Origin of the sequence: Arthrobacter sp. S41 (assembly GCF_004320535.1) — a bacterium.
Lineage (GTDB): Bacteria > Actinomycetota > Actinomycetes > Actinomycetales > Micrococcaceae > Glutamicibacter.
Window position 1 is genome coordinate 2189608 of record NZ_SIHY01000001.1, and the last position, 14694, is coordinate 2204301.

Below are 14694 nucleotides of genomic sequence, written 5' to 3' on the forward strand. Positions count from 1 at the left end.
GTTCGTCTCAGGGATCTGCGTTATGGTGATCAGGCGGTCTGGTGCTTAGGCGTCGATCTTGTCGGGTGCCACTAGCTTGCCGTAACGAGATACTTCAATTTCTTCGAGGGACTTGCCGCGGGTTTCGGGAGCCCAGATGGTTCCAATTAGCAAGGCTGCAGCGAGCAGTCCAAGGATCAGCAGGCCGAGTTTCTCCAGTCCCATGTTGGTCAGCAGCACCGGGAAGACCAGCGACAGCAGACCGACCAGAACACGAGCCAGCATAAAAAGGACACCCTGGGCGCTGGCACGGTATTTGGTGGCGAAGAGCTCAGCGGTCCACAAACCGTAGAACGCCTGCGCTCCGATACCAGCGGAGATGCCCCATGCCACTGCGTAAAACAGCAGTGAGAAGGTGCCAGGCGGTACAAAGATCAGCACTGCCCAGGCGGCAATGCCTAGCAAGGCGCCGGTGAAGTACAACCACCGCCGAGATACTAGATCCCCGTATTTCATGAAGCCGAAGTACGTGGCGGCAGCGGTGAGCACCCAAACCAATACCTGCAGCAGGTTCTGCTGCGTGGCTGATACCACGCCGGCAGCTGCGTAGACTCGCGGCTGGAAAATTCCGGCCTGACCGGCCACGGTATTCCATAGTCCATACACACCGATCAGGAAGAACAGGGCGGACCAGTTTTTGCGTTCGGCCAGCAGGCCTCGGATGCCGGAGAAGAAGGATACCTTGGTACCGTTGGCCAGCTCCTGCGCCCGTTGCTCTTTCCACCGAGTAGATTCGGGCAGTCCGCGGCGCACCCACCAGGTCACGGCGGCCACAATAAACAGATGGAAGAAGATCAGGCGCGAACCGGCCACTCCCAGCGGTTCAACCATGATCGCCAATGCGAAGCCAACGGCCGGACCAAAGGACCAAGCCAACTGCGCGGTACCCACGTGGGCGGCGCGAGATTCTTGCGGAGCTTCCTCGGCGATATAGGTCCAGGAGGCCGGAACACCGGCGCCCACCGCGATGCCCATGAGGACTACGCCGATGACGAGCAGGGCGGTGTTGAAGGTGAAAGTGATCAGCAATGCGCCGAGCATAAAGACCATCAGGTCATAGGTGTAGATGAACTTACGACCCAAGCGGTCACAGAGCGGTCCACCAATCATCGCGCCAAGGGCCGCGCCGAAGGCATTGGCCGAGACTGCCGCGATCACGCCAACGAGTGAGTCTTCAAATCCGAAGGCGTTCTGCCACAAGCTCAGGCTGGTGGCGAGCGCGATGATGGCGCCGGCTTCGATGTAGTTGCTCATCGCCACCGCGATGGTGGCTTTCCATCCGGAGATGCCGCGCTTCGTTGCTACGGTACCCATTTAGGCTCCCCATCCTGCTTGTACTCCGCCGGTGCGTTCGGCTTCTATACGTGTTTGGTAGTCCGATTCGCGGAAGGCCTGCATCGGGTCGGTTGGTAGTCCACGCTCGGCCCGCCAGGCTTCAAGCTGCGCGCGGACGTCGGTGTAAAAAGCGTTCATGAAGATCTCGTTGGCGACCAGCACATCTCCGGAGATCTGGGCTTCGGTCAACGCAACGCGGTCGATCAGTAGGGCACGAGCCGTCATTTCCTGAACGTTGAGTACGCTGCGAATTTGGCCTTGGATTTTGTTCTCCACATTGTGGCACTGGTCCAGCATGAAGGAAATGGTGCTTGTTTCTTCCAACCCGCCGCCGCGAATCACCTCAGCCATGATGCGGAAGAGCTGATAAGGATCTGCGGCGCCAACGATCAAGTCATCATCGGCGTAGAAGCGCGAGTTGAAGTCGAAGGAGCCGAGTTTGCCCAGACGCAGTAGCTGCATCACGATGAACTCGATGTTGGTGCCCGGGGCATGGTGTCCGGTGTCTAGGCACACCATGGCGCGCTCGCCTAGGGCAGCCACCTGAGCATAGGAGGTACCCCAGTCAGGGACATCGGTGTGGTAAAAAGCTGGTTCGAAGAATTTGTATTCCAAGACCAGTCGTTGCTCGCCGTGTAGCCGTGCGTAAATTTCAGCCAGCGAGTCGGACAACCGATCCTGGCGCCCGCGCATGTCAGCTTGTCCTGGATAGTTGGAGCCTTCGGCAAGCCAGATCTTTAGGTCTTGGCTACCGGTGGAGTCCATGACATCGATGCATTCAAGGTGATGGTCAATGGCCTTGCGTCGGATCTTTGGATCCTCGTGGGTCAGTGCACCGAACTTGTAGTCATCATCTTGGAAGGTATTGGAGTTGATGGTTCCTAGGCGGACGCCGAGGTTTTCGGCATGGGTACGCAATTCACCGAAGTCCTCAACTTTGTCCCATGGAATGTGCAATGCCACCGATGGAGCTAGGCCGGTCAGCCGATGAACTTCGGCAGCGTCGGCGATCTTCTCAAAAGGATCGCGTGGAGTGCCAGCGGTGGAGTACACCTTAAAGCGAGTGCCGGAATTTCCATAGGCCCATGAAGGGACTTCGATGGCTAGACGGTTCAGGGTTTGCAGGTTTTCGGGACTCAACGTTGTGCCCATTGACCTCTCCATTTCTAAAGCTTTGTACTAGTGCGTGGTTGCTGGAAATTGCGCCAGTTGATCTTCCAAATTGAATACTTCGGTGAGCCGTTGGGCCCCTTGGTCTGCGCGGCCGTCGAGACTGACAAAAAATTCTGACATTTGCGCTTCCCACTTCGCGGTGCGCGGATCGGCGTCTAAGGCTGCTTGGGCTGCCTGGTCATCGTCTGTTTCGTAATAACCAATCAACAGCCCGTCTTCTCGAAGGAAGAGCGAGTAGTTGCGACGTCCCGCGTCCTTGATGGCTGTCAGCATCTCTGGCCACACCTGTTGATGGCGTTCGATGTACTGGTCCATGAGCTTCGGGACGACTTGAAGCTGGAAGCAGACTCGCACTCGTTTTCCCTTCGGTTACCAACGTCGTTGTAAGTGGATTCGGGTGAGTCTCATTTTTATGAAAATGAATCGTTTCAATCACCCGATTTATTGAGTGTAAGCTACTTCACTGAGTTAGATCAAGCCGGAATCGATCACTCAATGAAATATTTTTGAAACCTTTCAAAATAAGGTTGTGTAAGCCTGTAAACGGGCTACTCGGGATATACTCGCAAGAAGACCATCATCAAAAAGAACAGGAATCCTCTGTGGCCGTCAGCGTTAAGGAAGTCGCCGCCGAAGCAGGAGTTTCCGTGGGCACAGTATCCAATGTGCTCAACCGCCCTCAGGTCGTTTCCGAACGCACCGTCGACAAGGTTGCCGCAGCAATTGAGAAGCTTGGCTTCGTCCGCAACGACGCGGCACGACAGCTGCGGGCCGGACACAGCCGAAATTTCGGACTTGTCGTCCTTGACGCGCGCAACCCGTTTTTCATGGACGTCACCCAGGGCGCACAACGCCGAGCTCTAGACAATGGCTACACCGTATTGATGGGATCCAGCGACAGCTCTCTAACCACCGAAGGCCAGCTACTAGATCTCTTCGAAGAGCAACGAGTGGCCGGCGTACTCATCTCCCCCATGCATAGCGATCTGAGTCGCCTATGGAAAATTCGCGACTCCGGCACCCCAGTAGTTTTGGTAGACCGTGGAAGTGGGGACCGCAGCTTCTCCTCGGTTTCAGTTAATGACGTTGAAGGTGGCCGCATCGCGGCACAGCACCTGGTGGATCTGGGCCGTAAGCGCATCGCTTTTGTCGGCGGACCACAAAGCATCGAACAGGTCCAACATCGCCTCGAAGGCGCGCAGTCAATCATTGCCGGCACCGCCGACGCCGTACTGCAGTACCTGCCAACTGCGCAGCTAACTGTCCTTGAAGGCCGAGCCGTAGGCGAACGCATTCTCGCCATGGAACCAGAACAGCGTCCGGACGGTATCTTCGCCGCCAATGACTTGTTGGCCTTAGGGATTTTGCAGGCCCTGGTGATGTCCGGTTCACTCTCGGTCCCGGAAGATATCGCGCTGGTGGGCTATGACAACATTGCCTTTGCTGAATCAGCGGTAGTCCCGATCACCACAGTGAGGCAGCCGGCCGAAGAAATTGGTCGCACCGCAGTTGATGTCCTATTGCGTGAAGCCGAAGCGGGCGAGGACGCAGTTCGCGAACAGTTCGTTTTCACACCCAAACTGGTGATTCGTGAGTCGACTGTGGGAGCAGATAACGCAAGCTGATCACTTGCTTATGAATCCCTGAAAACACTAGGTCTCGGGATGCATTCACCACCCAAATCTTGTTAGGTTGGCACTACAGCCTACGAAAGGGATGGAATTATGACTGCAAATAATCCGGACGCCTTCTTGAACAAGAATGAAGCCGAACTGCCAGATACCGTTTCCGACCCTGCGCTGAACGACGAGGTCGGTCAAGACTGGACCGACGAGGGTGGCGCAACGCCGTCCGGTGCGGCGATCGACGGTACCGAGAGCTAAGCAAAACTAAGAAACTTTTCTCAACGGCGGGATGCACTCAACGAGTGCATCCCGCCGTTTGTTCACTGGCTAATCACTGCCCAGTCACGCTTTAGCGCCCATGTTAGCGTTGAATCCATGACCAAGAATCTGGATATCAGCAGTATCTCGCTCGCTCAGATATCAGCTGTTATCGCAGTTGTCGACTACGGATCCTTCACCGCAGCGGCTGACATTCTTGGAATTTCACAACCCTCACTTTCGCGCCGAATCCAGGCGCTTGAACACAGTTTGGGCGTACCAATTTTCCGTGCAGCCGGGCGCACCATGCACCTGACAGATACTGGACGAAGCATCCTCCCGGCCGGCCGGCGCATCCTCGATGAGCTCTCTTCCATCAACGCACTTGGTGCTTCCACTCGGGAGTTGACTACCGGTTCGCTCAAGGTGGCCGGACTGCCTTCCTTGATTGGCAGTGTCCTGCCTGAGTTCCTCGGCCCATTTCATCAACAGCATCCGGGAATCCACATCGAGATCCTCAGCGCCGAAGACCATGAGCAACTCATCGAGGTGGTCCGACTGGGTAGCGCGGACCTCGCTCTGGGAGTCAGCCACAGCGTTCCTGCGGATATGCACTCGCAGTTGCTCCACCACCAAGAATTCACCGCAATAGTTTCAGCTGACCTTCCGGAGAATGTAGCGGTTGATGCGCAGCTGCTGAACAGTCTCACCCTTGTCAGCCTGCCGCAGGGCACCTCCATTCGAAAGATCACCGACGAGGTCTACCGCGGGTTTGGATGCACCCCGCCCAGGGTCATCACCACCACTCAGCGCGATGCTTTAGTGCAGCTAAGCATTGCCACCGGCGCCATCACCATGGTTCCAAGCATCATGGCTAAGTCAGCCGAAGTTTACGGTGGGCGTCAACTTGCTCTGCCACAGGGTGCCGGGCGCATCATCGGGGCGATCTATCGTCGAGGCTCCTTCCAGAACCCCGCGCTCACCGAATTCCTTCGTTTCCTGTAAGCCTCCATTCCGCGAGCTGTTCACCCGATGAAGTAAGGGATTCTCAGCCTTTTATAGCCTGAATGCATAGGTGAGCTCGGACAAGGTATTGGAACGCACCGGTAGTTCTATGGTCCGCTGGAATTTGATCTAATCCAGCTGAAGATGCCCAGGAGAAACCGATGACCAAGTTTCGCATACAACTTCGCCACCGGCGCATCACGCTACTGGTCATCGCAGCCTTGGTGCTTTCATTAGTGGTCGCAGCCGGTGGACTCTGGTTCAAACTCCAAGGCAACATTTCCACCGCAGCCATGCGTGGTTCCGAGTCCGCACCTACAGACTCGCGTATGGATCTGAACATTCTCCTACTGGGATCCGATACCCGTCAGATGGAAAGTTCAGGTTTTGGTCAGGCCTCAGGAGCACGCAGTGATTCGATGGTTCTGGTGCATATTGCCGCCGGCAATAAGCGCATCGACGCAGTGCAGATCCCACGCGATACCCTGGTTGACATGCCTGCCTGCGCAGACACGGGTGCCGGAGAATTTGCTGGCGGACTTGCGATGATGAACTCTGCGTTGAACTATGGGCCCGCCTGCTCGGTGAGCGCTGTTGAATCTCTAACCTCAGTGCATTTGGATCACTTTATTGAGATCAACTTTGAGGGATTTATGTCCATCGTTGATGCCCTCGGTGGAATCAACGTCTGCCTGCCGGTAGCGATGAAAGATTCCAAAGCGAACTTGGATCTGCCAGCCGGAGAACAAACGGTCAATGGCAGCGATGCACTGGCCTTGGCACGCACCCGTCACGCAGTGGGCGACGGTAGCGATATCGCACGTCTTGGCCATCAACAGATGGTGATGTCGGCAATCGTTCAGCAGGCCACCAGCAAGGAAACACTGGCCCACCCGGACCGGTTGTACTCGTTCTTGGATGCGGCAACATCCTCGTTGACGGTCGACCCTGGACTGAGTTCCCTGGCTGACCTGACCTCATTGGCAGTGCGGGCCCAAGCGGTGCCAACGGATCAAATCACCTTCATGACCATGCCTTGGCAGCCAGCACCACAGAACAAAAATCGGGTGATTCCCTCCGCCGGCGCACAGAGCCTCTTTGCGAGTTTGAATGAGGATTCCCCGGTAGTCACACAAGCTCAAGACACCACACACGATGCACCGGTGCAGATCTTCAACGCCGCCCAGGTTCCTGGTCTTGCCGCCGAGTACTCCGCCAAGGCTGCAAAGCAGGGGTTTAACGTGACTTCGGTGACCAACGCGAGTGCAGTGGCCGACAAATCCACACTGTTGACTGCCGATACCGAAGAGGCCCAACAGACAGCAAAAGCCCTGGCCAAGGCACTAAACCTAAGCATCAAGCCAACTACTGCTGACGTTAATGGGGTTCAGTTAAACCTCGGCCAGAACTATCAAAGCTTGACTCAACCGGAAAAGTCACCGGTGAAAACCACTAATCGCAAGGCTAGCCAGAGCCTTTGCGGTTAATGGTTTCTGCTTAGAACTCCAGATCCAGATTCTCGTTGATTTCCTCGATGCTAAATACGGCAGGGTCAAAATCTTCACCCGGCTGCAGTGCCGCATCTTCGGGAATCACGTCTTGCATCATGGTCAAAGGCGCATCATTTTTTGGCCCTTGAACCATTTCGGACCAGTTCCCTGGTCCACCGCTGTCTTCCAACGGACCCATTCGGCGCCCGCCGATACACCGAGGCAACTGACCATCATCGGACTTAAGCACGTCCTCCACTTCAATGCCGATCCGCCAATCATCACCAAAGTCATAGGTGTAGCTTAGGCGGTCTTTAGGCTTTTTGAAGAGCTTGGAGAGTAGTACCGTCGACTCGTCGTGGTCACTTTCCATATAGGAGTTCTGCGGTCCATAGCTGATCTTATGGTTCTGCCCGTAGAACTGGTGCAGGTGAGAGTCGGACCAGTCGAAGCTGATCTGGATGATGTCGTGTAGGTCCCCGAGGTTCAAGTCAGCTGGAACCAGCACGCGACGCCAGATCGGTGGTTTTACATCGCGCAGAGAGAGCTTAAGCTGCAGCACTTTCCCGGTGTACGGTTCAGTCCGCTTTTCTCGCTTAGGCTCTTGCTCATCATCAAGCGAGAATCCAAAGGGATCAACCACCGCTTGGCTTGCAGGTTCTTCTTCCGGCTCTTCGTTATCCAGATCGGTCAGTGCGAGGCGAACAATTCCCGGAATGTCGTAGGTGCTTCCTTCGCTCACCAAGCCAAGAGCCCGAAGCAGTTCCATGCGCTGATGCGCACCGGCCCAAGCAGCTTCCGAGAACATCTCATCACGGGCGACTGCGACCGAATGCGCTTCTGAGTCAATGGCTTCGAGCAGCCAAAGGTTTGCTAGGCCCCAGGATTCAAGAGATTCCTCGTCTTCTTGTTTCGGCTGTTCCAGAAGCAAATCAAGGATGGCCTTGAGGTAGGTGTAATTGCTTTCGAAGGCGGTCGCCTCGTCCGGAGCTATGAGGTCGCGCGAGGTTGAGCCCAGTTCCGGCAGCGCAGCCGTTTTGGTGTCCAGTGCCTCGGCGATTTCGAGGGCAGAAAGCACCACCGCAACAACGTAGTGACGACTTGTTGAGTCTAGGTCCTTCGGGAACAGCCCGCGTACCGCATGAGCGGCTTGAGAAACGTATTCAGGGCCCGGACCCGCAGCCCAATATTCGTGACCGCTGGTGGTGGCCCAAGTAAGAAGCTCCCGACCCATTTTGGAGACCGACATTTGGGCAATTTCAGCCACTGCAGCCTCTGCAGTTTCCGGAACATCCAACGGCTTTTTTGCATCTTCATCGTCGAAGGGGTCATCGGCATCGATGGCTGCCAGCAACCACTCGAGGCTGGCTGGATCTCCAGCCCACAGGTCACTGTCGAGCAAGAAGTCCAAGTAGACGGTCCACGCGGTGAAGACTAGATCGCGCAATTCTCCGGAGTCATCATCCGGGTCTTCGGCCTCTTCAAATTCGATGGTCGCAGTCAACACGGTGAATAGCTGTGGCGGATCAAAGTCGGTGACGCTGCGAAGTTCAATCGCCTCAGCGTAGGAGCTCAAAGTTTCGGTCACGACGGCCAGAACCATAGGCGCCAGTTCGTTATCCCCATGTCGCGCTTCAAGCCACCGGGTGAACTGAACGGCCAGCGCATCTAATCCGCGCTTAACCTTTGCGCGCTCAATGGAGACGACATCTCCTTGCAGTCGCGCCGGGTGCCCTTGCTTGGGCTTCTGCTTCTTCTTTTTCTTGGCCACTGAGCTGTTATCCCATCGTTGCTTTGCTTAGTTTCAAGGCTACGTTCCATTCCTAGCAGATAGCCAACATTTGAGCTGCCCGGGACTTCAGGCGTGCCATATCCAAGCCACAAAATTAGAAAGGAACGATAAAGGTCTGAGTCCAGACGACTTTGATATCTATGACATTTAACCGCCACGCTCAGCCGGGCCGTTGGTAGGGTGAAATCATGATTGATACCGCACTGTTGCATTCAGATCTGTCCCGCCTGGGTCGCGAAACCGCGATGATGTCCGCCACGGTGCAGACCTTGTCCGCTGATGAGCTAGCCGCCGCATCCCTTTGCGAAGGGTGGAGTCGAGCACAGGTCATTGCGCACCTCACCTCCAATGGTCGCACGTTGGTTAAGCTCATAGATTGGGTCACCAGCGGAGAACCGCAGCAGCTTTACGCTTCTCAGGAAGCCCGCAATTCGGAGATTGACCAGTTGTCCGCGTTGCCACGCGAAGAACTGTTGGCTGCCTTTGATGAGTCCGCTACCTATTTTGCCCAGCAGTCCGAACGCCTTAGCGGCGAGCTAGCTGCCCAAGAAGTGGACCTGCACGGCAAGATCATCCCTGCAACCTCGCTGGTTGCCCTGCGGATTTCTGAAATCGTCATCCACCACCATGATCTTGATACCGCTTGGACCATCGAGGAAGCCGATCCGGACTCCCAAGAAAACGCGGTGGAAGCCGCCGTGCGCACCATGCGCGTTAAGAATGCTCCGGGTATGACACTGCTTAGCGAAGAAGGTGATCAATGGGTGATCGGTGATGGCTCGTTGACCGTGCGTGCCGACCGTGCAGCCTTAGTTCAATGGTTGGCCCGTGGTAACGCCCGGGATATTGAGGCCGACGGACCGATCCCACAACTGCCTACTTGGTAGAAATTTCGGTCATCAATCTAGGAAGAAAGAACCAGCAGTGATCCCCGTTATTGTGCTCACCGGATACCTCGGCGCGGGAAAGACCAGTCTGCTCAACGGATTACTCACCCGGCCCGGTACCCGCGTTGGCGTGATCATCAACGATATCGGCAAGATCAACGTTGATACCGGGCTCATTACTGGACAGATTGATGCCACCGAATCAATCGCCGGTGGCTGCGTCTGTTGCTTGCCCGACAGCGGCGGCCTTGATGAGTTACTAGAAAAGTTGGCTGCGCCAAAGCTTCGGTTGGATGCGATCATCGTAGAGGCCAGCGGCGCCGCAGACCCTATAAACGTGGACCGCTTATTGCGTTACGGCAATGTTCCCGGGGTACGCCCCGGAGGCATTATTGATGTCATTGATGCGGTGCAGCACGAACATACGGTGGACACCGCAGCTATGGCTCCTGCCCGCTTCACTGCTGCCAGCCTCGTGGTCGTCAACAAGCTGGACATGATCGCTGAAGATGCTCGCGAGGAGACCTTAAAGCGGATCAGCAATAGGGTCCGGGATGCCAACCCGCAGGTAACCATCGTTCCGGCCAGTCATGCGGCGATTGATCCCGAACTAGTCTTTGACATTGCACGTTCCGAGGATCCGGTGGACGAACTTCCCTTAGCTGCCGCCTCGCGAGCTGAACATCACCACGCCCATGCTCCGCATGCCCACGCAGTCACCGTGCCTTGCGGTGAAGCCACAGATCCGGGCGCGGTGCTAGACCTATTGGAGCATCCGCCGGAGGCAGCTTATCGCCTCAAGGGTCATGTGAAGATCCGAACCGACACTGGAACCCAGCGCTACCTGATCAATATGGTCGGCTGGCAGCCACATCTACAGTTGGCCACGCCAGGCTCTGACCCTGCCGATGATGCGCTCGTGGCAGTCGGTGTGGACTTGGACGAACAAGAGGTGGGTGAAGTTTTACGTGCTGCGTTGCAGGCGGCCATGTCCGAACCAACCCCGCAAGATCTCACGCGCCTAGCACGTCGCTTGATACTGAGTTCACGGATTGCAGACACTGATAACGAACAGTCCGACGATGACGATTCTGTAAGTAGCTGAGAAGCGATTTGTAAGTAATGCCCATCCGGACAATTTCAGAATCCGCGTGTTTATTGGGATCCAAGCGGGTTGGTTGTAATTGTTGGTTGAGGCTCGTGTAATTGTTGGTAGTTAAAATCCAGGCCGGCACCTGCCCAATATGGATAGGTGCCGGCCAGTGAATTCGGTCGGTAGATCCGCTTACAACGCGATCTGACGGTTCTGATCTTTGTAGAGCAGGTAACGGAAGTTATCTGGTCCGCCCGCATAACAAGCCTGTGGGCAGAAGGCACGTAGAGACATATAGTCTCCGGCTTCAACCTCAACCCAGTCACCGTTCAGGCGATAAACGCCCTTACCCTCCAGTACGTACAGGCCGTGCTCCATCACATGAGTTTCCGCGAACGGGATAGAGGCACCGGGTTCAAAGGTCACGATGTTCACGCCAAAGTCGAAGGCCACATCGTTAGGATCCAGCATGCGAGTGGTGCGCCATTTGCCGTCGGTACCCGGCATTTCGCCGGGTTCAACGTCGCGTTCGTTGCCAACTACCGCAGCTGGGGCATCCACGCCGGCCAATGGTTCATAACGCTTGCGCAGCCAGTGGAAGCTGGTGAGTTCTGCGCCATCGTTCCGTGCGGACCAGGTGCTACCAGCTGGCAGGTAGGCGTAACCGCCGTCTACCAACACGTGTTCCGTGCCCTCAATAACCAAGGTCAGCGCACCGGTGAGCACAAAGATGAACCCCTGGACCTCGGCCTGAGGTTCTGGCTTGCTGGCACCACCGCCGGGAGAGACCTCCACAATGGACTGAGCGAACGTCGTCGCTCCGCCAGCCACCGGACGGTTTAATACCCAAGCGCGAGTATTGGTCCACTCGGGGAAAACGCTAGTGACGATGTCGCGCAGCACGCCCTTGGGGATAACAGTGTAGGCCTCGGTAACAATGGCGCGGTCGGTGAGCAGATCGCTTTGTGGCGGGTGACCGCCGAAGTTCGCGAAATAGGACGATGAGTTCTGAACAGCTGGAACAGTCATGATGTGATCCTTAGGCGTGAGTGCGATTCAGCGCGATCGCTTCGAGTTCGGGCAGGGAAATCTGGGCCAGCTCAGAAACTTCCTCGGCGCTCACCGCGCCGCAGGTAACCCCGCGGTGGATGTAGCGGGCCAAGGCGCGAGCGGTGGCAGGTTCATCCATGATGGTGGAGCTGATCTGGTGAACATAGTTGCGCAGCCGGGTGCCGGCCGCTTGCAACCCTTCGCGGAAGAACGCAAAGGTGGCAAGATAGCGGGTAGGTAATTGGTTTTCGTGCAGGTCCCAACCCTGATAAATACCGCGGGCCAGGTGACGGGAAACCAATCGCGCGTGTAGCGCCCAGGCTTCGGCCATATTTTCTGGGTCCCCGGCCGGGATGATGTTGGTTGAGCCGTCGGAAAGCTCTACCCCGGTGCCAGCTACGGCCACCTGCATCACGTCCTTGGCGAAGTCAGCCACCGGGTGTTCCATGGACTGGTAACCGGCGGCCACACCCATGGAAGCCGAGTAGTCGTAAGTTCCGTAGTGCAGTGAGGAGACTCGACCTTGACCGGCGTGGATCAGCTGAGCCACCGGGTGGGTTCCGTCAGCGGCGATGATCACCTGTGGGGTTTCCACCTGGACTTCAAAGCGGATCCGGCCCGTTTCAAGGCCGTGGGTCTGCTCTAGCTTTTGTGCCAGCAACACCATGGCGTTGACCTGGTCTACGGTAGTGACCTTGGGAAGAGTCAGACGTAGTCCGGCAGGTAGCTCCGCGTGGGAAAGCAGCTGCGTAATGAATAGACCCAGGGTGCGAATGCCGCGTGCTCGGGTGGACGCTTCGAAACATTTAAAGCGGATGCCAATGAAGGATGGAGCCTTGCCGGCGGCCACGGCCGCAGCGAGTCGGTCGGCTGCGGCCAGTACGTCCGCGTCCTCCTGAGCATCACTGCGATTGCCGTAGCCGTCTTCAAAGTCAATGCGCAAATCTTCGATGGGTTCGCTGGCCAGCTTTTGTGCCACCAATTGAGCCAGCCGCTGTGGTTCAGCCAGGTTCAGCTTCGCCGCTAGGTCAGCCAATCCGGCTTCACTGCCAGCAGCTTTCAGAGCGTTAGCTCCCCAAGCAACCGGCAGTTCAGCAGTGTATATATCTCCGGGGACATATACAGTGTGGACCGGTTGGCGGGCCCCGGAATCACCCGGGTAGGCATGTTCCAGTAGCTGATCGGTGGCGGCCAATTGCGTTTCTACGCTGGCCAGCGTGGACTCATCGAAGGGGTTGATCATGACTTGCTCACGTACTCCTTTTCCAACAGTTCATAGGCACCGGTGGTGAGGAAGTCTGCGAAGTCCTCATCCTTGCCGCTGGTCAACGTTGCGATCAACCCGGCGGCCGGCTCGTAGTAGGTCTTGAAGTGCTCTTCATTATTAACTTCACCGCGCAGGCGTTCTACTTCTTCGCTCAGAATGGTTGATACCAATTGCGCGGTGATGGTGTTGCCGGTGTCAGTGGCTACCACTTCGTTGCGGATCTGCTGCCAGATCTGTGAACGCGAGATTTCAGCGGTAGCGGCATCTTCCATCAGGTTATGGATGGCCACCGCACCGTTACCCGAAAGCCAGACGGCCACGTAGTTCACGGCCACGTAGAGGTTGGCGCGCACGCCGGCTTCAGTGACGCCACCTGGGGCACTAGCGATGTCCAGCAGCTGAGCGGCGGTAACTTCTACCTCTGGGCGCTGGCGGTCGATCTGGTTTGGCTTATCCCCTAGCTTGGCGTCGAAGATTTCCTTGCAGATATCCACCAGGTCAGGGTGGGCAACCCAGGAGCCGTCAAAGCCGTCGTTCACTTCGCGGGACTTGTCATCGCGGACCTTCTCGAAAGCTGCGGCGGTGACTTCTGGTTCGCGACGGTTCGGGATGAATGCTGCCATGCCACCCATGGCGAAGGCACCACGCTTATGGCAGGTCTTGACCAATAGTTCGGTGTAGGCGCGCATCATGGGTGCGGTCATCGAAACGGCCGAACGGTCCGGCATGATGAACGCTTCGCCGGCCTCGCGGAAGGTCTTGATGATGGAAAATAGGTAATCCCAACGACCAGCGTTCAGACCCGAAGCGTGCTCACGCAGTTCGTAGAGGAATTCCTCCATCTGGAAAGCGGCTGGAATGGTTTCGATGAGCATCGTGGCGCGCACGGTGCCGTGGGCGATACCCAGTTCCGCCTGAGCGAAGGTGAAGATCTCATTCCACAGGCGCGCCTCGAGGTAGTGCTCCATCTTTGGCAGGTAGTAGAACGGTCCCTGCCCGGATTCAGCCAGGACCTTGGCGTTGTGGAAGAAATGCAGCCCGAAGTCCACCAGCGCACCGACGGCTGGTTCGCCGTTGATCAGCACATTGTTTTCTGGCAGGTGCCAGCCGCGTGGGCGAACTACTACAACGGCGCGTGGTGCGTCGGTGCGCAGTGCATAGGACTTACCGGACTTGGCATCGGTGAAGGCTAGGGTGCCGCGGGCGGCCGCCGAAAGGTTGGAGATGGCGTCAACCACGTTGAACCAGCTCGGGGTCGAGGCGTCTTCAAGGTCGGCAAGCCAGACCTTGGCGCCGGAGTTCAAAGCGTTGATGGCCATCTTGGCTGGGGACGCTGGGCCGGTGATTTCTACGCGGCGGTCACGCAATGCTTCAGGGGCTTCAGCGACCTTCCAGTCGCCGGTGCGCACCGACTCGGTCTGTGGATCGAAGTCGATGGCTCGTGCGTCGGAGAATTCCTGGCGGCGTACCGAACGGGCGGCCAGTAGTTCGTTGCGGGTTCCGGCGAACTTCTCATGCAATTTCTGGATGAACGCTAGGGCATCATCGGAGAGGATCTGCCCGGCATCTGCTACGTCGGGGATGCTGGTGATTGAAATACTCATGAGTTGTTCCTTAACCTCTTGTGCTCTGTAGTACTGCTCTGTTCCATGCGCGGGTGCTTTGACGTGCACCTTGATT

The 14694-nt window shown here is 56.8% G+C and carries 13 protein-coding genes; 6 read left to right on the forward strand and 7 right to left on the reverse strand.

The genetic code is table 11. The features are described from left to right. Positions 1-45: 45 nt before the first annotated feature. Genes EYR88_RS10075 through EYR88_RS10085 form a run of 3 tightly spaced genes read right to left on the reverse strand, consistent with a single transcriptional unit; the run spans position 46 to position 2901 of the window. Entirely contained in the window at positions 46-1353 is a 1308-nt protein-coding gene (locus EYR88_RS10075) for an MFS transporter (protein WP_207306486.1), read from the reverse strand. After that, on the reverse strand, positions 1354-2526 hold the full coding sequence (gene rhaI / locus EYR88_RS10080; RefSeq protein ID WP_131089514.1) for an L-rhamnose isomerase: 1173 nt from the start codon (positions 2524-2526) through the stop codon (positions 1354-1356). A gap of 27 nt (positions 2527-2553) precedes the next feature. After that, complete coding sequence (locus EYR88_RS10085; RefSeq protein ID WP_131089515.1) at positions 2554-2901, reverse strand: L-rhamnose mutarotase; 348 nt, start codon at positions 2899-2901, stop codon at positions 2554-2556. A gap of 248 nt (positions 2902-3149) precedes the next feature. Here EYR88_RS10085 and EYR88_RS10090 point away from each other — a divergent pair, with 248 nt between their 5' ends. From EYR88_RS10090 to EYR88_RS10100, 4 genes are all read left to right on the forward strand, one after another. Next, positions 3150-4172, forward strand: a complete 1023-nt coding sequence (locus EYR88_RS10090; RefSeq protein ID WP_131089516.1) for a LacI family DNA-binding transcriptional regulator — start codon at positions 3150-3152, stop codon at positions 4170-4172. Between the two features lie 99 nt (positions 4173-4271). Next, positions 4272-4430, forward strand: a complete 159-nt coding sequence (locus EYR88_RS16040) for a hypothetical protein (protein WP_165477320.1) — start codon at positions 4272-4274, stop codon at positions 4428-4430. 117 nt (positions 4431-4547) lie between these two features. Then, a complete protein-coding gene (locus EYR88_RS10095; protein ID WP_131089517.1) occupies positions 4548-5435 on the forward strand; it encodes a LysR family transcriptional regulator in 888 nt (295 codons plus the stop codon). A gap of 161 nt (positions 5436-5596) precedes the next feature. Beyond that, the gene (locus EYR88_RS10100) at positions 5597-6922 is read left to right on the forward strand and encodes an LCP family protein (protein ID WP_165477321.1); all 1326 of its coding nucleotides are present in this window, start codon (positions 5597-5599) and stop codon (positions 6920-6922) included. Between the two features lie 10 nt (positions 6923-6932). On the opposite strand, the gene EYR88_RS10105 is transcribed toward EYR88_RS10100, so the two are convergent. Further along, positions 6933-8696, reverse strand: coding sequence for a plasmid pRiA4b ORF-3 family protein (locus EYR88_RS10105; RefSeq protein WP_131089518.1), 1764 nt, complete (start codon positions 8694-8696; stop codon positions 6933-6935). A 209-nt stretch (positions 8697-8905) separates the two neighbouring features. On the opposite strand from EYR88_RS10105, the gene EYR88_RS10110 reads away from it, so the two are divergent. Both EYR88_RS10110 and EYR88_RS10115 read left to right on the forward strand, forming a co-directional pair. Then, positions 8906-9604 (forward strand): maleylpyruvate isomerase family mycothiol-dependent enzyme, encoded by a 699-nt coding sequence (locus tag EYR88_RS10110; protein ID WP_131089519.1) that lies wholly within the window; start codon positions 8906-8908, stop codon positions 9602-9604. A gap of 37 nt (positions 9605-9641) precedes the next feature. After that, on the forward strand, positions 9642-10709 hold the full coding sequence (locus EYR88_RS10115) for a GTP-binding protein (RefSeq protein WP_131089520.1): 1068 nt from the start codon (positions 9642-9644) through the stop codon (positions 10707-10709). Between the two features lie 180 nt (positions 10710-10889). Here the strand turns inward: EYR88_RS10115 and EYR88_RS10120 are convergent, their stop codons facing one another. Genes EYR88_RS10120 through aceB form a run of 3 tightly spaced genes read right to left on the reverse strand, consistent with a single transcriptional unit; the run spans position 10890 to position 14618 of the window. Further along, complete coding sequence (locus tag EYR88_RS10120; RefSeq protein ID WP_131089521.1) at positions 10890-11726, reverse strand: bifunctional allantoicase/(S)-ureidoglycine aminohydrolase; 837 nt, start codon at positions 11724-11726, stop codon at positions 10890-10892. A gap of 10 nt (positions 11727-11736) precedes the next feature. Then, the gene (locus EYR88_RS10125) at positions 11737-12990 is read right to left on the reverse strand and encodes an aldolase (RefSeq protein WP_131089522.1); all 1254 of its coding nucleotides are present in this window, start codon (positions 12988-12990) and stop codon (positions 11737-11739) included. Continuing rightward, a complete protein-coding gene (gene aceB / locus EYR88_RS10130; RefSeq protein WP_131089523.1) occupies positions 12987-14618 on the reverse strand; it encodes a malate synthase A in 1632 nt (543 codons plus the stop codon). Before aceB ends, EYR88_RS10125 begins: the two co-directional genes overlap by 4 nt. Between the last annotated feature and the right edge of the window lie 76 nt (positions 14619-14694).